The sequence below is a fragment of the Bacillus sp. AFS037270 genome (assembly GCF_002585305.1).
The window spans coordinates 62,675-84,760 of the sequence record NZ_NUNF01000010.1 but is presented as its reverse complement, the minus strand read 5'-3'; the positions used below and the strand labels follow the sequence as shown (position 1 = coordinate 84,760).

Sequence of the window (22,086 nt, the reverse complement as noted above, 5' to 3'; positions counted from 1 at the left end):
TAGAAACTCCTTAATTCATGATCCGGCGAACCGAATAAATGTCTGGGATTTGCTTAATACGCTCCACAACCTTTTGGAGGTGGTTAACATTATGAATGGCAATCGACATAATAATCGTCGCCATTTTATTCCGATCAGACTTCCCGGTAACAGCTGAAATATTGGTCTTCGTCTCACTAACCGCTTGGAGCACCTCATTAAGGAGCCCTTGACGGTCATACCCGCTGATTTCGATATCAACGTTATACTCCTTACGGTCGTTCAAGGAAGATTCCCACTCAACCGGAATCAATCTAGATTGAGCATCATTGGAATCAATGTTAGGACAATCGGAACGATGGACAGAGACACCGCGCCCCTTCGTAATAAAACCAACAATTTCATCACCTGGAACTGGACTACAGCATTTTGACAACCGGATTAACAGGTTATCAATCCCTTGAACCCGTACACCTGATTCCCGCTTTTTCGTTGACGGGAAGGCTTTTAAATCGGTAATGGCATTGGCAATGGTTGCCGATTGTTCCTTATCCCGCTTTTTCCGTTCTTTTTCCGTTAAGCGATTTGCCACCTGCAAGGCTGTCACACCGTTATATCCAACTGCCGCATACATGTCTTCTTCATTCATAAAGTTAAATTTTTCAGCGACTTTTTTCAGATTGTCCGGTGTTAAAATTTCCTTAAGATCAAATTCCATATTACGGATTTCTTTTTCAACCATCTCTTTGCCTTTAATGACATTCTCATCGCGGCGCTGTTTCTTAAAGAATGCACGAATCTTGTTCTTGGCTTGTGATGTCTGAGCCAGCTTCAGCCAATCTTGACTTGGTCCGTACGAGTGTTTTGATGTTAGAATCTCAATGATATCACCGGTCTTCAACTTATAATCCAGTGTCACCATTTTACCGTTCACTTTTGCGCCAATCGTCTTATTACCGATTTCAGAGTGAATCCGATAGGCAAAATCTATAGGAACAGAACCCGATGGCAGTTCGATAACATCACCCTTCGGTGTAAAAATAAATACCATATCGGAAAACAAATCAATTTTCAATGACTCCATAAACTCCTCGGCATTCGCCGTATCATTTTGGAACTCAAGGATTTCTCTAAACCAGGTAAGTTTCTGCTCGAAGGTGGAGCTATCGCTAATCGCTTTTCCCTCTTTATATGCCCAGTGGGCCGCAACCCCAAATTCCGCAATTCGGTGCATCTCGTACGTTCGGATTTGTACTTCAAGCGGATCTCCCTTTGGTCCAATAACCGTTGTGTGCAGGGACTGATACATGTTCGGTTTCGGCATCGCAATATAGTCCTTGAAACGGCCTGGCATTGGCTTCCAGCAGGTGTGAATAATGCCAAGAACGGCATAGCAGTCCTTAATACTATTCACAACAATTCGAACCGCCAGCAAATCATAGATTTCACTGAATTGTTTATTTTGCAGTGCCATTTTTCGATAGATGCTGTAGATATGCTTTGGTCGCCCTGAAAGCTCTGCCTTAATAGATACTTCATCTAGGCGGCCCTTCACTTCTTCAACGACATCATCCAAATATTGCTCGCGTTCTGCACGTTTTTTCTTCATTAAGTTGACAATCCGGTAATATTGTTGCGGATTTAAATATCTTAATGCGGTATCTTCCAACTCCCATTTAATCTTAGAAATACCAAGACGATGAGCTAAAGGTGCAAAAATTTCAAGTGTTTCATTTGAAATTCGGCGCTGTTTCTCCATAGGAAGATGTTTAAGTGTCCGCATATTATGCAAGCGGTCAGCGAGCTTAATAAGGATCACACGGATGTCCTGCGCCATTGCTACAAACATTTTCCGGTGATTCTCCGCCTGCTGCTCCTCATGAGACTTGTATTTAATTTTCCCTAACTTTGTAACCCCATCAACAAGCATTGCCACTTCGCCGTTAAAAGCCTCTGCAATATCCCCTAAGGTTACATTGGTATCTTCTACAACGTCATGGAGAAAACCAGCCGCCACCGTTGCCGGGTCCATTTCAAGGTCGGCTAAAATACCGGCAACCTGAATAGGATGAATAATATATGGCTCTCCCGATTTTCTATATTGTTCACGATGGGCATGTTTCGCGTACTCATAAGCTTTTTTGACTAGTTCAACATGCTCATCATTCAAATACTTTCTGGTCTTGTCGATGACTTGGTCGGCCGTTAACACTTGATCGTTCGCCATGAAATCACCTTTATTTTCATCTCATTTTTTATATCAAAGTTTTTTGGAACTCTACCTTTTAGACAAAGTCAAAATGTCTATCTATATAAATAATTTTGAAAAAAATTGTTACTAAATTAGAATGATTGTTACTATTATCGAAAAAAATAGCGAAGTTGTAAAGAGATTGTACTGTTTTTTTACTAAATTACGAAATTTTTGTCGTTTTTTACTCTTTTGGAGCTGCTCAACTTCCAGTTTCACGTAAAAAACTCACCTTTACCATTATATAAAGAGAGCACTCGTTTCCTGAGTGCCCTCGATTCTCCATTAATAGTGCATCAATGTAAGAACATCGTAGCCGTCTAGTTTACTACGGCCTTCTAAATAGCTCAATTCTACCAAGAAAGCAATACCCGCTACAACACCGCCAAGCTGCTCTACTAACTTAATTGTTGCTTCGATCGTGCCGCCTGTTGCCAGCAAATCATCTGTAATTAACACCCGTTGTCCTGGTTGAATGGCATCTTTATGGATAGTTAAAACATCCTTACCATATTCCAAACCATAGCTTACCTTAATTGTTTCTCTTGGCAGCTTTCCTTCTTTACGGACTGGTGCAAACCCAACTCCTAACGAATAGGCAACCGGGCAGCCAATAATAAAGCCACGTGCTTCCGGTCCGACAATAATGTCGATCTGCCTCTCTTTTGCATATGCTACGATTTGGTCTGTTGCGTATTTATAGGCTTCACCATTATTCATTAAAGGGGTGATATCTTTAAATTTAATCCCCGGTTTTGGCCAATCGGGTACGATTGTAATAAATTCTCTTAAATCCATTCTTCAATTGCCTCCTCAGATTCAACCGATCCTTGAATGACTTGATCGAACCAGCCTTTTAATTCTTGAAATGAGGAAAACAATAATTCTCTTTCAAGAGCATACTGGGCCTGTTTTGTTTGATAAGTTTGGGAATCAGTCAGGTCACGCTTTTGCGCTTCAGTTTTCAAAGTAATAAATCCATTGTTTATTGTAACAAAATCCAGTTCAGAAAACACCTTTGACATAAATTTAATCGTTTCCTGTGACCAGCCACGGTGTTTCGCGATAGTATCACCATGGAGTTTCAGGTCGATTGGGCCTTTTTTTAACAGAAGGGCATAGAACCATTTAAAATGATCGCGTGTAGGAATAGTGGAAAAATAATCGCTTGCTTCTTTAAAGAAATAAGCATAAATTCTTGCAGGTTCTTTTCCAGCGAACAATCCTTTTAAAAGGTCTTTTGACGGTGGGAAATCCACTAAGGCAATATTAGCTTTGTACCCATCAAACGCCTTAGCCTCTTCCATATCTTGAATAAAGATCGTTTCAGACCGCAACTCAGGTTTTAATTTCTCAAGGTGTTCTTTATTAAAAATGATAATTTTTCTGTTTTCAGCAGGTACTGTGGTTTCGATATGATTCGCTTGCTTTTGTCCGCGAAAATCGAATAATTGCCACGAATGAACAGCCATATCATGAATAAAGATTTGTGGTTTACGTATATTATTCCATTCATTAATAGATAATTCTCCAATTAATGAAATTTTTGAGGCAGGTGAAATATGATCAACGAGAGTGCCTAAACCAAAACCAACTCCGTCAAGGGTTGAACCTTCTTCACTGACTAAAACCTTAAGATGGTTCTGTTCACTGCCAATTTTTCTCATACTTGTAATTGCCACATTTTCTATTAACACTTTTGGCTTCGGGTTGTCCATTCCAAAAGGCGCGAGCAAACTAAGTTCATCTAACGACGATAAGCTAATATCCTGAAGACGAATCTCCTCATCGAGCTGTGTTATCGGAATTAAATCGGTATCCGTCAGCTGCTCGTCAGCAAGTCGGTTTAAGCGTTCACGAAGCAGAGCAACGTCTTCAAGTTTCAAAGTCATCCCTGCCGCCATCGGATGTCCGCCAAAATGCGGCAAAAGTTCTCGGCAGGTGGATAAATTTTTAAATAAATCATAGCCAATAATACTTCTAGCCGAGCCTTTGGCGACCCCTTTATCCGGATCAAAATTCAGCACAATCGTTGGCCGATAGAACTTTTCGACAAGTCTTGAGGCCACAATTCCAATAACACCAGGATTCCAGCCTTCTTTACCGATAACCAGTACTTTATTGGTATCAATTGGGTAGTTTTTTTCAACCTCTTCGATCGCTTCAACCGTAATCGCATTGACAATTTCCTGCCTCGTTTTATTTAAGGCATCCATTTCTTCTGCTAAGCTTTGTGCTTCGTGCGGGTCGTCAGTCAATAACAATTGAACGGCTAAATCGGCATCTTCCAGCCTGCCGACCGCATTTATTCTAGGTGCAAGTGTAAATCCAATCGTCTCTTCATTGATCGACATCAGATCCACACCAGCTACTTTTAAAATTGCTTTTAGTCCAATATTTTGGGTTACTTTAAGTTTTTCGAGGCCTTTTTTAGCGATAAGGCGATTTTCACCTTTCAACGATACTAAGTCAGCAATCGTGCCAATAACGGCGATTTCAAATAAATGCTCGGGAACTTCTCCATATAATGCATGGGCGAGTTTAAAAGCTACTCCTACTCCGGCCAGTTCACGAAATGGATAAATGCTGTCAGGCAGTTTGGGATGAATGATTGCTAGGGCCTCTGGTAAAACCGGGCCAGGTTCATGGTGATCGGTAATAATAAGATCCAAGCCAATTTCTTGTGCAACTGCTGCTTCATGAACGGCAGCTATTCCTGTATCGACGGTAATAATCAATTTTATACCATTTTCCGCCGCTTGACGGAATGCGGGTTCGTTTGGTCCATAACCTTCTGTAAAACGATTAGGGATATAAAATTGGACGTTTGCCCCTAAATCACGAAGTGTAATCATTAACACCGAGGTGCTGCTTACACCATCTGCATCATAATCTCCAAAAATAAGGATAGGTTCTTGTTTTTCAATCGCCTCACGAATTCGCTTAACCGCTGTTTCCATTCCTTTAAGTAAGAAAGGATCGTGAAACTCATCTTTTCCAAATAAAAAATACCGAGCAGAATCTACGGTATTAAGTCCACGGTTTACAAGTAGGGATGCAACTAGCGGTGTTATCTTCAATTCATTTACAAGTATTTGGGCGAGATTGTGATCAGAATTGCGAACAATCCATTTTGTTTTTGATTTTAACATTGGTACGTTCACCCCTCAGACTTTCTAATTATACAGGAGCAGGCATAAGCTTTCAATCAAAAGAAAAAACTGCAAAAAGATTTGCAGTTTTTTCAAAGATATTAGAGTTGTCCAGCTTCGGCGCCCAGCAGCTAGTGGACTTCGCTCTTCTCCCTACGATAAGTCAACATCGGTTCGCTCTCGCTCACCGTGTTTCCTTTATCTCAGTCGAAGCGCTCCAGTCCATACGCTGCTTAACGGACGCCTCCGCTTTTCTAGACTTGTGGTTGATCAGAGTATTTTCTCTTTTCCTTAACGGTTCTAATGACACCCTTCTTTTTCAGTTCCTTACACTTCATAACATACCATAAAGAGCCTGCGACAAAGACGGATGAATAAACACCGACAATTAATCCGACAAACAATGCAATTGAGAAATTACGAATCGACGGACTTCCAAAAATCATTATGCATGCTGTAGTAACTAGTACTGTAAGAACTGTATTAATGGAACGAGTTAACGTTTGACGAATACTTACGTTTACCACATCAGCAATATCCTGTACCGTTTTAAGACGTTTTTTCTTTTGCATATTTTCACGAACCCGGTCAAACGTAACAATTGTATCATGGTTTGAATAACCAACAATGGTTAAAATCGCCGCGATGTAGTTTAAATCTACTTCAAGCCTTGTGATACTGAAAATGGCAATCATAAAGAATGCATCGTGAAGGATGGCAGCAATAGCTGCGATCGCCATATATGCTTCGAATCGGATTGAAACATAGAGAATGATGCCTATTGATGCAAGCAGCACGGAAATAAATGCATTTTTCGCCAGTTCTTTACCTACAGTCGGAGAAACTGTGCTGACATTCGGCTCATAGCCATATTCCTTTTTAAAATCTGCTTTTAAAGAAGCAATCTCATTTTTAGACAATACACCAATCATTCGAACAGCACCAATTTGATTGTTGTTACCTGAGATAACTACATCATCCGGTTTTAATCCGCGATCAGTAAAAGCGCTTCTAACCTCTTCTGTAGTTAACGGCGTCTTCGATTGTACCTCTATACGAGTACCACTTGAAAAATCAATACCTAAGTTCAAGCGGAAAATAGCAAGAACGATAACACCTGCGAGAATGAGAGTTCCCGACAAAATAAATACTTTCTTTCTTAATCCAACAAAATCAATTTTATCAAATCTGGTTGGCAGGTCGACAGTATCAACGTTGTCATTAATACTTTTAATTTGTGAAGGATGTACGGCAAACCAACCAGGTTTTTTATTAAAGATACCACTCTTCACCCATAGTCCTAATAGCAGCCTTGACCCGTAAACATTGGTCAAAAAGCTCATTAGAACACTCACAATTAACATGGTCGCAAACCCTTTAACAGAACTTGTCCCATAGAAAAATAACACACATGCGGTAAGAATGGTTGTTAAGTTTGCGTCAAATATAGCTGTAAAGGCATGTTTCTCACCAGCTTCGAACGCTGATTTTAGGCTTCGGCCTACCTTTAATTCTTCACGAATTCGTTCATAGGTGATGATGTTGGCATCTACTGCCATACCTACCCCGAGGATGATTGCAGCAATCCCCGGCAGGGTCAGGACCCCATTCATCCAATCGAAAATTAATAGCACTAGATATGTAAAAATAGTTAACGTAATCGTAGCAATAAACCCTGGAAAACGATAATAGAAAATCATAAATAAATAGATGATTACTATACCAACGATTCCAGCAAAAACTGTTTCATGTAAGGCCTGTTCCCCAAACTTAGCCCCAACAGAAGTGGAATAAACTTCTTTCAGTTTTACAGGTAAGGAACCAGCATTTAATAGAGAAGCCAAAGTTTGCGCTTCTTTTGCTGTAAAGCTGCCGACAATGGAAACGGAATCCTGATTAAAGACTTCCTTTACAGTCGGAGCCGATAAAAATTTTGGCTTTGCTTTGGTTACTTCCGTTTTAAAGGAATCTTTTCCTTCTTCAAAATCCAGCCAAATAACTAGGTAATTGTTTGGCGCCATATTCATAATTTTTTCAGAGACTTTACGGAATTTATCAGCACTTTTTAATGATAAAGTAACGCTTGGTGCCCCATTTTGATCAAAGGTTTGCTTAGCTCCCCCTTGCTTCAAATCAGACCCGTCCATCATTAGTTTGTCATTGGCATCTCGGAAAGTAAGATTTGCTTGTGTGGACAAGATTTCCCTTGCTTTGTTTTGGTCTTTTACGCCGGCAAGCTGAACACGAATTCGGTTAGTACCTTCAATTTGAATACTAGGTTCACTTACTCCTAGGACGTTAATCCGTTTATCGAGGGCTTCCGCCGTACTAGCCAAGACGTCCTTTGTAATTTTTTGCCCTTTTTTCGCTGGCTGAACCTCGTATAAGACCTCAAATCCACCTTGAAGGTCCAGTCCAAGCTTCATATTATTTAAGATGTTCTTTGTTGTTGCTCCAATTGTGCTTCCAAAAATGAGAATCAAAAGAAAGAAAGCAATAATTCTACTACGCTTTACCATTATGTAATGTTCCTCCTTAGTGCATGTGAATAAAGCACTGTACGTTTACCCCTATTTAAGAATAATGAAAAAGTCACTTCTTTCATTATGAAATAACTTATACAGGCTGTCAATTTAACATTTTTTCTTATTTTAAAAGCTCCTTAAGCTCTTCTACATTATCAATCGAGAATTCGGAAGTTTTATAGGATTCGATTGTTACATAATTTAGATAGTCACTTACCCTAACAGAGAGAATATCCTGGATCATTTCATAAAGCCGCATCTCATGTTTTACCTTTTTCCACTTTTTCTTTACTAAGAATTCCCAAAAACCTTGTTCTGATACAGAATCAATTCCCAGCAGGCGAAACTCCTCTAATTTGCTTTTTAATGCCGGCTGTACTTGGGTACGGAACTCTTCGTTTACGTGACTATTATCCATCCTCTCTGCCTCCCCAAAATCTCGTTTGAAAATTCACCGTTTATGAAAACCAATCAAAAAGCTCTTACAACTTGTCATGCTTTGTCCACCACTAGGCATATAGTTAATTGTATATGAATTCTTCTTATTTGAGAAGGTGGGAACCTAAATGTCGAAGTTTTTAAAAGGGACTTTTATCCTTTTAGTTGCAGGTTTTATCACAAGAGTCCTAGGATTTATTTATAGGATTGTTCTGGCAAGAAGTATTGGCGAAGAAGGCGTCGGTTTATATATGATGGCATATCCTACGTTCATTCTTGTCGTAACGATTATTCAGTTAGGTCTTCCGGTTGCCATCTCGAAAAACATTGCAGAGGCAGAGGCCAAAGGTGATCATGCCGAAATCAAAAAAATCCTAGTCGTATCCCTGGCGATCACGGTGGGTTTATCGATAGTCTTTACACCAGCATTGATTTTACTGGCACCTATTCTATCAACCACACTCTTTACCGACCCAAGAACATACTATCCTCTGATCGCGATTGCCCCAGCACTTCCGATTATCGCAGTGGCATCTGTGTTGCGAGGATACTTTCAAGGCCGGCAAAATATGCGTCCATCAGCCATTTCACAAATACTTGAACAATTTGTCCGAATTACGTTAATCGCAACAGCCACTAAAACATTCCTCCCTTACGGAGTGGAATATGCGGCGGCAGCGGCCATGGCGGCCTCCGTTTTAGGTGAATTGCTTTCTCTCGTTTATCTACTGACTACCTTTAAATTAAAAAAACGGTTTAAGCTGAGAAAAAACTTTTTTCAATTTGTTCAAAAAGGAAAGCGAACTTTTAAAGATTTAATGGAAATCGCTCTGCCTACAATGGGAAGCAGAATGATTGGCTCGATATCTTGGTTTTTTGAACCGATTGTCGTGGCCCACAGTTTAGCCCTAGCAGGTGTGCTTGCCGGCGATGCTACAAAGCAATATGGTGCCTTAACTGGTTATGCCATGCCGTTGTTAATGCTGCCTTCCTTTGTTACCTTTTCGCTGGCAACCTCCCTTGTACCTGCTATTAGTGAGGCAAATTCTAAGAATCAACATAATATTATTGAATATCGATTACAGCAAGCATTGCGGTTTGTGTTTTTAACAGGCGGACTTGCCGTAATTATCCTCTATGTATTAGCGGACCCGCTCATGCACCTGATGTACGGCTCTACAAAAGGGTCCTTTTTTATCCGTCTTATGGCTCCATTTATGTTGGTTTACTACTATCAAGGGCCCTTACAGGCAGTGTTACAGGCCTTAAACCTTGCGCGAGCAGCGATGATTAATAGTCTAATTGGTTCAGTTGTTAAAACGGCTGTAATTTTCTTACTTGCCTCTCAAGCCTCATTCGGGATTAATGGCGCTGCCCTAGGGATAGTCGTTGGTTTTGTCCTTGTAACCGGACTACATTTTGCAACCGTATTAAAGAAGGTTTCCTTTTCCTTTTATACAAGAGACTATTTAAAGGGGTTCCTCGTGATGGGGCTCTCAGGCTGGCTGGGCTATTATCTTTTTGAACATTTCCTTTTACAGGAACATTTAATTGTCCGTGTCATCACATCGGCATTCGCTATGGTGATCTCTTATATTGCCATGCTCGTATTATTCCGCCTTATTAAAAAAGAGGAACTTAAGCGGATTCCATGGTTCGGAAACCTAATCCCTTCGTAATGAGAAAAGCAGAGGCGCCTTGACCAGGGGCGACAGGCATAAGACAAGCCGGCCAGAAGGCTGCTCTTTAGCCTTCTTGACGGATTGGCTTAGACCTAAGAGCCCCTAGGCGCCGGAGCTAGACAACACGAAGAGCGTCAGCTTTTTCGTGCTGACTTATCGCAGGGAGATGGGCGAAGTCGTCTCGCCGCTGGGCGCTGGAGCTGGACAATTTTTAAAGTCGAATATAATTTAAACCAAAAGAAGACATGCCTTATGGGCGTGTCTTCTTAATCATAGTCCTTTAAATCGATAAAAAAGTTTCCATTTTCAAAACTGCAAAAAGAAATGTCTTTAATTTCCCGGTATCCCTTCTTTTTCAATTCCTGCCGCAGCCAGAGATTTGTTTTATTGATCCGCTTTAGATTTTCTTCGTCAATTTGTCCATCCATTATTAAAGGGATCGTGATATCGCCCTGTTTGGACGGTTCCTCAGGATTTTTTAATTTCTCTATGACAGACAAGCTTCCAGAAGATTCTAATATCGCAAATTCAACATCAGAAATACTGCGAATGTTCTTTTCTCTTAGTTGTACCAATAAATCATCAAAATTATAGCGCTGCTTGCGCATGGCCGTCTCATCAATTTTACCCCTATTAATGATAATAATTGGTTTCCCATCAACTAAATCACGGAACCTTTTACTCTTCAAGGAAATAAATGCCATTATAATTTGAATGGCCATTAAAGCTATCATAGGAATCATGGTGTGTAATAACGGAGAATGGTTCCTCTCAATTGCAACCACCGCCATCTCCCCTATCATAATAAAAACGACTAGGTCCAGAATACTTAATTCTCCAATTTCCCGTTTGCCCATTAATCGAAAAATAAACAAGATCAGGGCATAAAAAATGATGGTCCGAAACACGATTGATACATATTCCACTCTTGTCGCCCCTTTTTTGAAATCAAAGAATAGTATCGGGTTTATTCTAAGCATTTATGAAAGGAAGTTAGTTCCAAAAAATAATGACCGTGCGGAAATATCTATTCTACTTTGTGCTTAGCCTGAATACGCTTGTACTAGGAAGAATAACTGTCTAGGACTTGGCCAGCTGAAAAAGAGGAAGGTATGGTCTTGGAACGAAGGGGGAGAGTTAAAATCGAATCGAAAAGCTTTGGGGTATCCATACTATATGGATTAATTTTTATTTTTGCCTTTGCCCTAGTTTGCAGTCTTATTTTTGCGTTTATCCTTCGATTTACATCCGCTCAAGAGAGATCACTTCAATATGTGATTACAGCCTTATCATTCATCGGGCTGTTTGGCGGCGGTTTTCTTTCAGGAGGAAAACGAAAAGAAAAAGGCTGGCTTATTGGGGGACTAACAGGGATTATTTATTCATTTGTTGTCTTTTTGTTTCAATACCTTGGCTATGACCGCTTGTTTGATGCGGAACAAGTAATATATCACACCTGCTATACATTGATTGCGATGATGGGAGGAATATTGGGAGTAAATATTGCTGCCAACAATTCTCGGAGATCTGCATAAGTAAAGCGGAAGCGCCTTGAACAGGGGCGACAGGCATAAGACGAGCCGGCGAGAAGGCTGCCTTTTAGCCTTCTTGACGGATTGGCTTAGACCTAAGAGCCCCTAGGCGCTGCAGCTAGATCATTTTCAAAGTCATTTAATACTTTCCTATCTAATAGAAAAGGAAGCCATACATGTGTGGCTTCCTTTTTATGATTCCTTATTTGTTAAGGCTTACGCTTCCTTCACTTGCACCAGCTGCGGATTCAGTTACTTCACGGATGGCATTGCGGTCATATGTAAGACGGCTGCCGTCACCACATTTAATCACAACTTTATTATCGTCAATCGAGTCAATAAAGCCATGAAGACCACCAATCGTGACGATTTTATCCCCTTTTTTCAATTCGTTTTGCATGTTCGCAACCTTTTTTTGCCGCTTTTGCTGTGGACGAATTAATAGGAAATAAAATAACACAAACATTAATATTAATGGAATGATTGTACCAATACCTTGCATCTTGTTTTCCCTCCTTTCAAAAAAGTTCTATTAGAAATTTTTCGCGTTCGGTTTGTTAAAACCATAACGTTCAAAAAACTCTTCGCGGAAATCTCCAAGCCTGTCTTCCATGATGGCTTGTCTGACCTTCTCCATTAATCTTAACAGAAAATAGAGATTATGGTAAGACGTTAAACGAATTCCAAACGTTTCATCACATTTAATTAAGTGACGGATATAAGCTCTTGAGTAATTTCGGCATGTATAGCAATCACAATCAGGATCAAGCGGTCCAAAATCCCGGGCAAATTGCGCATTCTTCACCACAAGGCGTCCAGTGCTCGTCATTAACGTACCATTTCGGGCAATTCGTGTTGGCAATACACAATCAAACATATCAATTCCTCGAATCGCTCCGTCAATCAAAGAATCCGGTGAGCCAACTCCCATTAGATAGCGTGGTTTATTTGTTGGCAACATTGGCGTGGTAAATTCAAGGACACGGTTCATGACATCCTTTGGCTCTCCGACTGATAACCCGCCTACTGCATAACCTGGGAAGTCAAGTGAGACAAGGTCATTTGCACTTTGTCTGCGGAGCTCTTCATATTCGCCGCCTTGGACGATCCCAAATAATCCTTGGTCTTGTGGACGCTGATGAGCATTTAAACAGCGCTCAGCCCATCTTGACGTCCTCTCAACGGACTTTTTCATATATTCAAAAGTTGCAGGAAACGGCGGGCACTCATCAAATGCCATCATAATATCGGAACCAAGTGCATTTTGAATTTCCATTGCCTTTTCCGGTGATAAAAATAGTTTCTCACCACTCATATGATTACGGAAATGAACTCCCTCTTCCTCAATTTTACGGAATTCACTTAAACTAAATACCTGAAAACCACCTGAGTCTGTTAAAATGGCTCGGTCCCAATTCATAAATTTATGAAGGCCGCCAGCCTCTTTAATGATTTCATGTCCAGGTCTGAGCCATAAGTGGTAGGTATTACTTAAAATAATCCCTGCACCCATTTCTTTTAAATCTTCAGGTGACATCGTTTTTACGGTTGCCAATGTCCCGACCGGCATAAAGGCCGGTGTGTCAAAAGATCCGTGCGGTGTATGTACTCGGCCAAGCCTGGCCCCCGTTTGTTTACATGTTTTAATTAATTCATAACGAATCGCAGTCAAATTGTTGTCTCCTTCCTATAAAAGGCGGTGTGAGCAGAGCTAAGCTAAATCTTTACAAAGTGCAGAATATATATTTTGCAGAAAATATTGTTTAGAATCATTTATATTTGCGGCGCTCCGCCCCTTTACATTAAATGATGAACATTGCATCACCAAAGCTGAAAAAGCGATACCGTTCAGCAACGGCTGTATTGTAGGCATGCAAAATATTCTCTCTGCCGGCTAAGGCACTAACCAACATGATTAGTGTGGACTTGGGCAAGTGGAAATTAGTAATCATACCGTCAATGGCCTTAAATTCATAGCCAGGATAAATAAAGATACTTGTCCAGCCGCTTCCGGCGGTAAATTGTCCATTATTTGCAGATGCTATGGTTTCTAATGTCCTTGTTGATGTGGTTCCAACCGTTACAATTCTTCCCCCACTCTGCCTAACCTCGTTCAGCAGCTTAGCGGTACCTTCTGTTACCATATAAAATTCAGCGTGCATATCGTGTTCCAATACATCTTCCACACTGACAGGGCGGAAGGTCCCAAGGCCTACATGAAGCGTGATAAACGCTATATGTACTCCTTTTGCTTTGATTTCCTCCAACAGGGACTCCGTAAAGTGAAGACCTGCCGTTGGAGCAGCGGCTGACCCCGGTTCACGGGCATATACCGTCTGATAACGATCACGGTCATCCAGCTGTTCTTTTATATAGGGAGGCAGCGGCATTTCACCTAACTGATCAAGTACCTCGTAGAATATACCAGTATATTTAAACTCTAATACTCTTCCGCCATGGTCTGACTCGTCGATGCAAACGGCTGTAAGCACTCCATCGCCAAAAACGATTTCTGTCCCTACCTTCACTCTTTTTGCCGGTTTCACAAGTGTTTCCCACTGATCGCCTTCAAGTTGTTTTAAAAGAAGGACTTCAATCTTGGCACCGGTATCGTTTTTCACACCAAAAAGGCGTGCAGGCAGTACCTTGGTATCATTTAAAACAAGGCAGTCCCCTTCACGCAAATATTCAGTGATATTTTTAAACACTTCATGCTTGATTTCGCCTGTTTGTTTATTTAAAACCATCAATCGGCTATCGGTCCTTGTTTTTAGAGGGACCTGAGCAATTAATTCTTCAGGCAAGTGAAAATCAAATAAATCTACTTTCATATCTAACACACCTTACTTATATGAAATCTTCCAAAAAGGTAAAACTTAAGTTTATTCCATTGGCACCTCCATGCCAAAATGGTGATATACTGCACCAGTTACGACCCTGCCACGAGGGGTTCGCTGTAAAAAGCCGATTTGCAGGAGGTATGGTTCATACACATCTTCAATCGTTTCTGCCTCTTCCCCAATTGAGGCGGCAATCGTATCAAGCCCAACCGGTCCACCGCGGAACTTTTCTATAATACCTTTTAATAGCTTGTGATCAATATGATCAAGTCCTAAACGGTCAACCTGCAGTAATTCCAATGCTTGTCTTGCTAGGGACAGGTCAATTGTACCATTCCCCTTCACTTGTGCAAAATCCCTCACTCGTCGTAGAAGACGGTTGGCGATTCTTGGGGTTCCCCTTGCCCTTCTGGCAATTTCAGCTGCAGAAGGTTCATCCATTTCAGTTTCAAACAAATCAGCTGTTCTCAACACAATATTTTTTAGTTGGTCTTCCTTATAATACTCGAGCCTGCACAAAACTCCAAATCGGTCGCGTAACGGAGCGGATAAAGAGCCTGCCCGGGTAGTAGCACCGACTAATGTAAATGGCGGAAGGTCAAGCCGGACGGACCTCGCACTTGGCCCTTTTCCGATGACAATATCCAGACAAAAGTCTTCCATCGCTGGATAAAGAACTTCTTCAATTGTCCGTGGGAGCCTGTGAATTTCATCAATAAATAACACGTCCCCAGGTTCAAGGGAGGTTAGAATGGCAGCTAGATCGCCAGGCCGTTCGATAGCAGGTCCTGAGGTTGTCCGGATATTCACTCCCATTTCATTGGCAATTATAACCGCAAGTGTTGTCTTCCCTAATCCCGGAGGACCATAAAGGAGGACATGATCAAGCGTCTCCTTCCGCATCTTTGCGGCCTTAATAAATATCTCGAGATTTTCTTTTACTTGAGTTTGCCCGATGTATTGCTTTAATGTTTGCGGCCTTAGGCTTTGTTCAATCGTAATCTCGCTTTCATTCACTTCACTCGATATAATCCGCTCGTCCATGAATTATCACCTATTTCAAAAGCCGCTGGAGGGCTTTTTTAATATATTGATCGGTTGAAAGCTGCTCTTTTTGTAATTCAGGAGAAATCTTTTTAATTTCTTTCTCAGAATAGCCAAGGGCTTTTAAGGCAAGGATGGCTTCTTCGAAGGACGAATTGACTAACTGCTCTGGCATTGGAAATTTATCCGCATTGAAAAGATTAGGAAAGTAATCGGGAACGATATCCTGTAATTTCCCTTTCAGGTCAAGAATCATTTGCCGCGCTGTTTTTTTGCCGACGCCTGGAAATTTGACAAGAAAGCTTTCATCTTCATTTTCAATGGCATTTACCACTTGCTGGACTTCACCTGAAGCTAGAATGGCCAGCGCCCCCTTAGGGCCAATCCCCGAGACATTTAATAGTTTGGTAAAAAGTCTCTTTTCCTCTCTTGTTTCAAATCCGTATAGGGCGATAACATCTTCGCGGACATAATGATAGGTATAAACCGTTACCATTGTTTCCATTTTACCGGCGAAAATAAACGGATTGGGTGTGGAGATTTGGTAGCCGATCCCATTATTTTCGACGACAATGTATTCTGGGCCGACAAATTCTACCATCCCTTTTATAAATTCATACAATCGTATTCTCTCCCCAAATAAACCTCAAAGGTTTTTCTCTTGAAAAATCAGCTGTCTTTCATTTTAACATAAGTTCAGAAGGTTATTGAAGAAAATCGTTTCTTACTAAAAAGACTAATAATTCAGATTGCCAAACAAAAGCGGAAGCGCCTTGATCAGGGGCGACAGGCATAAGACAGGCCGGCGAGAAGGCTGCTTTTTAGCCTTCTTGACGGATTGATCTAAATGTGGAGGCGACTGTTCTGGGACGTAGACATAAGACGCACACTGGAAGAAGGCGCTTTTTGCCTTCTTCANNGAGCCCCTAGGCGCTGGAGCTGGACGTTTCTCACCTGTAAAAAGTTGTGCAAAATTTCTTAAAACATAAAAAAACAGGCTGATTTGACTCAATCAGTCTGAATTTGACACGTTTACTCTTTTTTTAAAGAATAAGGTTCAAATGTCTCTAAAACCTCAACATAATGATCTTTGGATTTAATTGGGATACCCTGAATTAATTCTTCTTGTTTTTTACTCTCAAGTTTCTTGATATCTATTTGAAAGAATGACTGAATAATCCGTGATTGTCCTGGCCGGCCATTAAAGATCGTTAAGACACCATCTTCTGTGACACCAAAAAATCCATTTGCTTTTAATAATGGGGAGATATCGTCAACCTGCTTTCGGAATACATAGGTTGACTCGTTAATGTTGGTAAGCTGCCATTGGTCATACTTAGCCCAAAAATTATCCATTTTCCAACATGTCTCGTGCACTAATTCCTGACTTACTTCCCCATCAAGATAGACTCTTTCCAAGATAACCGTCAAGTTGAACGGCTCTGTTCTCGGTGTTTGGTAATCTTGCTGTGCAGCCGAGCTTGTTGGTATTAGCCCTGGAACCCTTACGATAAACATGAAGAGAATAACAGCAAATACGGCTAATGTGTACCTGTACATTGCTATCCAAATGACCCTCATGTTACTCACCTCTTAATGTTAATTATTGAACATACCTTACAGTACTAGTTTAGCCTTTATTTGCCTTATTATCCTTTAGAAAATTATAAAAAAAGAGACAAGCCCGAAAGCCTGCCTCTGGATTGGAAGTGGATTAGTTACCACCCTTTTCCCTTTGAAAATCATTATGAATGTTCTTTTGACGGCCCATCGTTCCTTCGTCCACGATAACCTGAACGTCTTTTCCTTTTGCGTAAGGCTGAACCGCGTTCTTAATAGCTTGTTTTGTTTCAGCTGACCGATCATGGTCATGCAATGAAACCGAAACAATCACGGTATTGCCATAAGCAACAGACCTTACATTCCTGACATTATCGATATTTTCCACTTTGTTTCTAATTTTAGCTGTAAAACGATCCTGGAACTCTGGATCTGTCACTACCCCGTTGTTCCCATTTTTGGAACTCAAGTGACCGTGATAGTTCAGATCACTTGTGCTAAAACGGTTGTCACGCTGGAAAAAGTTGCGATCCGTTTTGGCTCTAGGGACCGTTGGATTTTGAGGATTCCCATTTTCATCTCTTTTTTGCATCTTCCTTCTGGTTTTTTCATCAACAGCTTGATCTTCCACGCCTAAATTATGGTCCATGATTTCCGTTATGGTACCATCATTATCCCTTAGTATTTCATAATCGTTATTGGCGTGATTTTCATTTGAATAATAACCAATCGGCCGAGCTAGGTTATTTCCATTATTCCCAGCACGATTATTATCATTTGCACATCCAGTTACACCTAATAATAAAGAGAAGGAAAGAGGAATCATCCACTGTTTTTTGTTCAAGCGATAAACCCCCTAGAGTACAATCTGAGCATAATATTCTGCTCATTTATAGGGTGTTATCTTCTGTTGCAATTCATTCTGATAAAATCATTTCACTTTTTCCTGTAATTGGCTGATAAATTTTTTCCGCAGATGAAATTGATTGACAGTTAAATCCATAACCTGCCTTATTTTTGCTGGGTCGGTGTAGGATTTTTCCCGAATCATTCGATTCCATTCTCGAAAAATATCGCTAGGGAAAGGTAAGGCATACAAAAAAGCTTCTTCATCTAAATATTTTCCTATTTGCTTTAAATTCCCCAATTTATCCAATGACCAATCGATAGAGGGAAGAATTCGATTAGCATACTGTAAATAATCAAATGAGGGAGGGCCAATACTAATTAAATCAAAATCAATTAAATTCAGCTGTCCATTTTGGTCACGAAGAAAATTATGATAGGCGACATCGCCGTGAAGAATAACATCTTGTTCCTTTTGAAAAAAGCGTTGATTTTTTATCATACCCGCCAGTGACCAATTGGCCCATGATATCAATTCAGAAATCATGTAATCATCTAGATAATACTTTATAAAAGGAATATTGCCCGAAAAGACTTTGAGTCTTTCCGTCCATTTTTCAATTAACTGACCCTTCGGCAGTAAAGTACGATACCGATTTTCAACTGAAGCGGTCGTTTGGTGAAATTGTTTCAACAAATCAAGCCCTTCTTGACGATTACGATGGGAATGATAGGAAAAGGCTGTTTTATGTGGAGGAATATATTCCATGCAGCCAAAATAGGTTCCCTCAAAAAAGAGATGTTCTTTCATCGGATTAGTTAAGAATATATAGGATTTCAAAAATCCTTCTGTTCTTAATGTTGCGGTAAAAGCCTCTTGAAGCTTTAGTCTGTTATTGGAACGATACCCTTTTATAATATAAGTATTACTTTCGGTTTTTAATAAATAAACAGACGACTTTTGAATCGGCACCAGCTGAATAATTTTTTCATAAAACTGTGATTTAAAATAAGAGAGGAGACGATTCAAGTAATCATCGTCTCCTTTTTGGCTGCGGGATGTTTTAATTGCTTTCATCACGGTAACCTGGCATACCGTAAGGATTTGTTCCAGCTGGTCCCACACCGTAAGGATTCATATATGGCGGATGAGCAACATTCATGGGTCCTGTAAATGGTGCACTGTAAATTGGCGGTGTTGGCGGCACAAAACTTGCCGGTGCGCTTGGTGGAACCATCCCAGCAGGCTGCATTCCTCCACCACATCCGCAGTCACCTAGAGCTCCTGTTCCTACTGGCGGCCCTTGTGTTGGGGCTGTCGGCATATAAGGCATTTGTGCCCCTGCAGTAGGTGGAAGAAGATCAGAAGATTCAAAATCATGTACGCCCATTACTTGTGGTCCAGGTCCTCCCACTTGTGGATATCCGTATGGTGCGGTTCCCGTTCCGTAAGGATTAACCATTCCAGGGTTGCCATACATGGTACCAGGCATTCCTGGAGGGGCTTGAGTCATCCCTCCTTGATATGAAGTGGGATAACCTTGTGCCCCTGCCTTTGGTTCTGCAGGGTATCCTCCTGGCATTCCACCATACCCCATTGGCATCTGACCGTCCCCAGCAGGCACTCCTCCATAGCCCATTGGGTTTTGACCATATCCAGCCGGCATTTCGCCGTAACTAGTTGGCATTTGACCGTATCCCGCAGGAACCTCTCCGTAACCCGTCGGCATTTGCGCTGGACCTGTTGGCACTCCTCCATATTCAGCTGGCATTTGTGCTGGTCCGGCTGGTGCTCCTCCATACCCCATTGGCATTTGCGCTGGTCCGGCTGGTGCTCCTCCATACCCCATTGGCATTTGGCTTGGTCCGGCTGGTGCTCCTCCATACCCCATTGGCATTTGGCCTGGTCCGCCTGGCACTCCTCCATACTCCATTGGCATTTGGCTTGGTNNATGCCTCCATAGCCCATTGGTGTTTGACCATAAGCGGCAGGGTCCATCATAGGCATTTGGGATCCCATTGCGGCTCCAGGATTATAAGCCGGGTTTACACCAGGCATTTGCGGCATGAACGATGATGACTCGTCATGGAAAAATTGCCCCGGCATAACCGAAGTACCAGCAACAGCTGGATTAAACCCAGGTGTTCCATGAACCATTCCAGGGTGTGGCAAATAACCTGCTCCTTGGACCGCCGGATAAGGCATAATAGGCGGCATCGGCATTCCATCAAATGGAGGGCAGAAGCCAGGGCCTGGCATGACAGGTGTCATCGGTACACAATTTTCTTGCGGCGGTGGTGTCTGAACCGGCATCTCTTGTACTGGTGCTGGTGGAGGAACTGGAATTTCTTTCTTTGGTTCTTCTTTGACCTCAGGAAGTATATTGGCAGGTTTAGGAGGAAGCTGTGGCTGGACGGTCATGTTTGTCATGTTAGTCGTATAATAATTGTTTATATCTATTTCTGGGATGATTTGCAGTGGCATTTTGGGAGTATATGGTGCTTTCGGTGCTTCTTTTATAATTGGTTGTTCTTTCACGATTGGTTGTTCTTTCACAATTGGTGCTTCCTTGATTGGCAGTGGAACTGGTTTTTCTTTGGCAAACGGATGCTCAGCAATGGGCATTTCCTTTTTAGCTCCTAAGTTGATTGTCGTTTCCGGTTTCATTCCCATCGGTGCTTCTTTCTTTATCGATCCACCTGAAGTTGGAACTTTTATTTTCATACCGGGCATAATCATATCAGGGTTGCTGAGCTGTGAATTCAATTTTTTCAGCTCTTCAAAATTCACGCCGTACTTCTTGGCGATTTTCCAAAGAGTATCCCCTTTCTGTACGATATGGATCTTCACTCTGATTTCCCTCCTATGGCATAAGTCCATATAGTGTATGTGAAAATGGGCAAAGTGCTAATATACTTCAAAAAAACTTATGCTTGCTTTTATAAAATTATGAATAAGTCCCCAAAGATATGGCGAGATTCATTTCGCTGATAAAAGCTCTGATTTTGCCGATATATTAGAAAAAACCGCCGATATGTTGAGACTTTCCACCGATATATCATCAAAGGATAAAAATGACCCTTTTAAAAATAAGAAAAAAAGATGCAATTAGATAAATTACATCTTTTTTTCGCTGTTTATGAATTTTTTAACATCCTGTCTAAGGCTAATTTTGCATTTTCAGTAATGTCTGATTCTACTTTAATGATATTGTTAGTTTCCTCTAATGTCTCCAGACTCCAAACTAAATGCGGCAAGTCAATACGATTCATTGTCAAACAAGGGCACATATGCGGATTTAATGAGATAATCTGTTTATCCGGATGATCGTTGATTATCCTTTTTACTAGATTCATCTCGGTTCCAATCGCCCAAGCTGAACCAGGCTCTGCCTTTTCGATGGCATTAATAATATAACTTGTGGAGCCCGCCATATCGGCTAATTCAACGACTTCCCGGCGGCATTCCGGATGAACGATAATTTTCATATCGGGATATTGAACACGTGTATCTGCGACGTTTTGAACGGTAAAGTTTTCATGGACAGAGCAATGCCCTTTCCAAAGTATCACTTTTATTTTTGAAACATCTCCCTCATATTCAAGGGCATTCGAGATTGGATTCCAAATCGCCATCTCATCTAATCCAATCCCTAAATCCGCTGCTGTATTCCGTCCTAAATGCTGATCAGGCAAAAATAAAATCCGTTCTTTGATTCCTAACGCCCATTTAACCATTGTTTCTGCATTGGAGGAGGTGACAGTTGCTCCGCCATTTTCACCAACGAACGCCTTAATGGCCGCGGTTGAATTGATATAGGTTAAAGGAAGAATCGTGTCTCCAAACAGTTCTTGAAGCTTTTCCCAAGCTCTTTCGGTTTGCTGGATATCGGCCATATCGGCCATTGAACAGCCGGCCCGCATATCAGGCAGAAATACCTTTTGATTGTCACTTGTTAAAATATCGGCCGTCTCTGCCATAAAATGTACACCACAAAATACAATGAACTCTGCTTCCGTGTTTTCAGCTGATAATTGTGCTAACTTTAAAGAATCACCGGTTGCGTCGGCGAACTGAATCACTTCGTCTTTTTGATAATGATGACCTGGAATAAACAGACGTGAGCCAAGCTGCTGTTTTACCTCGATTACGCGGTTTTCAAGTTCATCCCTCGTCATTTGCTTATATTTTTCAGGAATCATGACATTCTTTTGTAAAGTCTCTAAGAAGCTCATT

The 22,086-nt window shown here is 41.2% G+C and carries 18 protein-coding genes and 1 pseudogene; 2 read left to right on the top strand and 17 right to left on the bottom strand.

Translation table 11 applies throughout. The features are described 5' to 3' along the window. Window positions 1–10: 10 nt before the first annotated feature. From COD92_RS04475 to COD92_RS04455, 5 genes are all read right to left on the bottom strand, one after another. Window positions 11–2,206, bottom strand: a complete 2,196-nt coding sequence (locus COD92_RS04475) for a RelA/SpoT family protein (RefSeq protein WP_098529877.1) — start codon at window positions 2,204–2,206, stop codon at window positions 11–13. A gap of 309 nt (window positions 2,207–2,515) precedes the next feature. Beyond that, a complete protein-coding gene (locus COD92_RS04470; RefSeq protein ID WP_098529876.1) occupies window positions 2,516–3,028 on the bottom strand; it encodes an adenine phosphoribosyltransferase in 513 nt (170 codons plus the stop codon). Beyond that, window positions 3,019–5,382 (bottom strand): single-stranded-DNA-specific exonuclease RecJ, encoded by a 2,364-nt coding sequence (recJ, locus tag COD92_RS04465; RefSeq protein ID WP_098995907.1) that lies wholly within the window; start codon window positions 5,380–5,382, stop codon window positions 3,019–3,021. Before recJ ends, COD92_RS04470 begins: the two co-directional genes overlap by 10 nt. A 254-nt stretch (window positions 5,383–5,636) precedes the next feature. Then, the gene (gene secDF / locus COD92_RS04460) at window positions 5,637–7,901 is read right to left on the bottom strand and encodes a protein translocase subunit SecDF (RefSeq protein WP_098529874.1); all 2,265 of its coding nucleotides are present in this window, start codon (window positions 7,899–7,901) and stop codon (window positions 5,637–5,639) included. A 127-nt stretch (window positions 7,902–8,028) separates the two neighbouring features. Further along, on the bottom strand, window positions 8,029–8,325 hold the full coding sequence (locus tag COD92_RS04455) for a post-transcriptional regulator (RefSeq protein WP_098529873.1): 297 nt from the start codon (window positions 8,323–8,325) through the stop codon (window positions 8,029–8,031). Window positions 8,326–8,473: 148 nt separating this feature from the next. Here COD92_RS04455 and spoVB point away from each other — a divergent pair, with 148 nt between their 5' ends. Beyond that, on the top strand, window positions 8,474–10,024 hold the full coding sequence (spoVB, locus tag COD92_RS04450) for a stage V sporulation protein B (RefSeq protein WP_098529872.1): 1,551 nt from the start codon (window positions 8,474–8,476) through the stop codon (window positions 10,022–10,024). Window positions 10,025–10,293: 269 nt separating this feature from the next. Here the strand turns inward: spoVB and COD92_RS04445 are convergent, their stop codons facing one another. Continuing rightward, window positions 10,294–10,953: a DUF421 domain-containing protein gene (locus COD92_RS04445; protein WP_255286627.1), complete on the bottom strand. Its 660-nt coding sequence runs from the start codon at window positions 10,951–10,953 to the stop codon at window positions 10,294–10,296. A 192-nt stretch (window positions 10,954–11,145) separates the two neighbouring features. Between COD92_RS04445 and COD92_RS04440 the strand changes: the two genes are divergently transcribed. Next, window positions 11,146–11,562, top strand: coding sequence for a TIGR04086 family membrane protein (locus tag COD92_RS04440; RefSeq protein WP_255286626.1), 417 nt, complete (start codon window positions 11,146–11,148; stop codon window positions 11,560–11,562). Between the two features lie 199 nt (window positions 11,563–11,761). Here the strand turns inward: COD92_RS04440 and yajC are convergent, their stop codons facing one another. The 11 genes and pseudogenes from yajC to nadA form a co-directional block, all read right to left on the bottom strand. Then, a complete protein-coding gene (gene yajC / locus COD92_RS04435; protein WP_098529869.1) occupies window positions 11,762–12,061 on the bottom strand; it encodes a preprotein translocase subunit YajC in 300 nt (99 codons plus the stop codon). A gap of 30 nt (window positions 12,062–12,091) precedes the next feature. Beyond that, entirely contained in the window at window positions 12,092–13,231 is a 1,140-nt protein-coding gene (gene tgt, locus COD92_RS04430; RefSeq protein ID WP_098529868.1) for a tRNA guanosine(34) transglycosylase Tgt, read from the bottom strand. Window positions 13,232–13,361: 130 nt separating this feature from the next. After that, the gene (gene queA, locus COD92_RS04425; protein WP_098529867.1) at window positions 13,362–14,390 is read right to left on the bottom strand and encodes a tRNA preQ1(34) S-adenosylmethionine ribosyltransferase-isomerase QueA; all 1,029 of its coding nucleotides are present in this window, start codon (window positions 14,388–14,390) and stop codon (window positions 13,362–13,364) included. 51 nt (window positions 14,391–14,441) lie between these two features. Next, on the bottom strand, window positions 14,442–15,443 hold the full coding sequence (gene ruvB, locus COD92_RS04420; protein ID WP_098529866.1) for a Holliday junction branch migration DNA helicase RuvB: 1,002 nt from the start codon (window positions 15,441–15,443) through the stop codon (window positions 14,442–14,444). A 10-nt stretch (window positions 15,444–15,453) separates the two neighbouring features. Beyond that, complete coding sequence (gene ruvA / locus COD92_RS04415) at window positions 15,454–16,065, bottom strand: Holliday junction branch migration protein RuvA (RefSeq protein WP_098529865.1); 612 nt, start codon at window positions 16,063–16,065, stop codon at window positions 15,454–15,456. 410 nt (window positions 16,066–16,475) lie between these two features. Further along, window positions 16,476–17,024 (bottom strand): intercompartmental signaling factor BofC, encoded by a 549-nt coding sequence (locus COD92_RS04410; protein ID WP_098529864.1) that lies wholly within the window; start codon window positions 17,022–17,024, stop codon window positions 16,476–16,478. 133 nt (window positions 17,025–17,157) lie between these two features. Further along, complete coding sequence (locus COD92_RS04405) at window positions 17,158–17,847, bottom strand: YhcN/YlaJ family sporulation lipoprotein (protein ID WP_098529863.1); 690 nt, start codon at window positions 17,845–17,847, stop codon at window positions 17,158–17,160. 87 nt (window positions 17,848–17,934) lie between these two features. After that, window positions 17,935–18,927: a phosphotransferase gene (locus tag COD92_RS04400; protein ID WP_098529862.1), complete on the bottom strand. Its 993-nt coding sequence runs from the start codon at window positions 18,925–18,927 to the stop codon at window positions 17,935–17,937. Next, a complete protein-coding gene (locus COD92_RS31495) occupies window positions 18,914–19,363 on the bottom strand; it encodes a hypothetical protein (protein ID WP_141561076.1) in 450 nt (149 codons plus the stop codon). The genes COD92_RS04400 and COD92_RS31495 overlap by 14 nt, the downstream gene beginning before the upstream one ends. A 1,189-nt stretch (window positions 19,364–20,552) precedes the next feature. Further along, window positions 20,553–20,700: pseudogene (gene safA / locus COD92_RS33575) on the bottom strand (SafA/ExsA family spore coat assembly protein); the annotation flags it as partial. A gap of 287 nt (window positions 20,701–20,987) precedes the next feature. Continuing rightward, window positions 20,988–22,085, bottom strand: a complete 1,098-nt coding sequence (gene nadA / locus COD92_RS04390) for a quinolinate synthase NadA (protein ID WP_098529859.1) — start codon at window positions 22,083–22,085, stop codon at window positions 20,988–20,990. Window position 22,086: the final 1 nt, after the last annotated feature.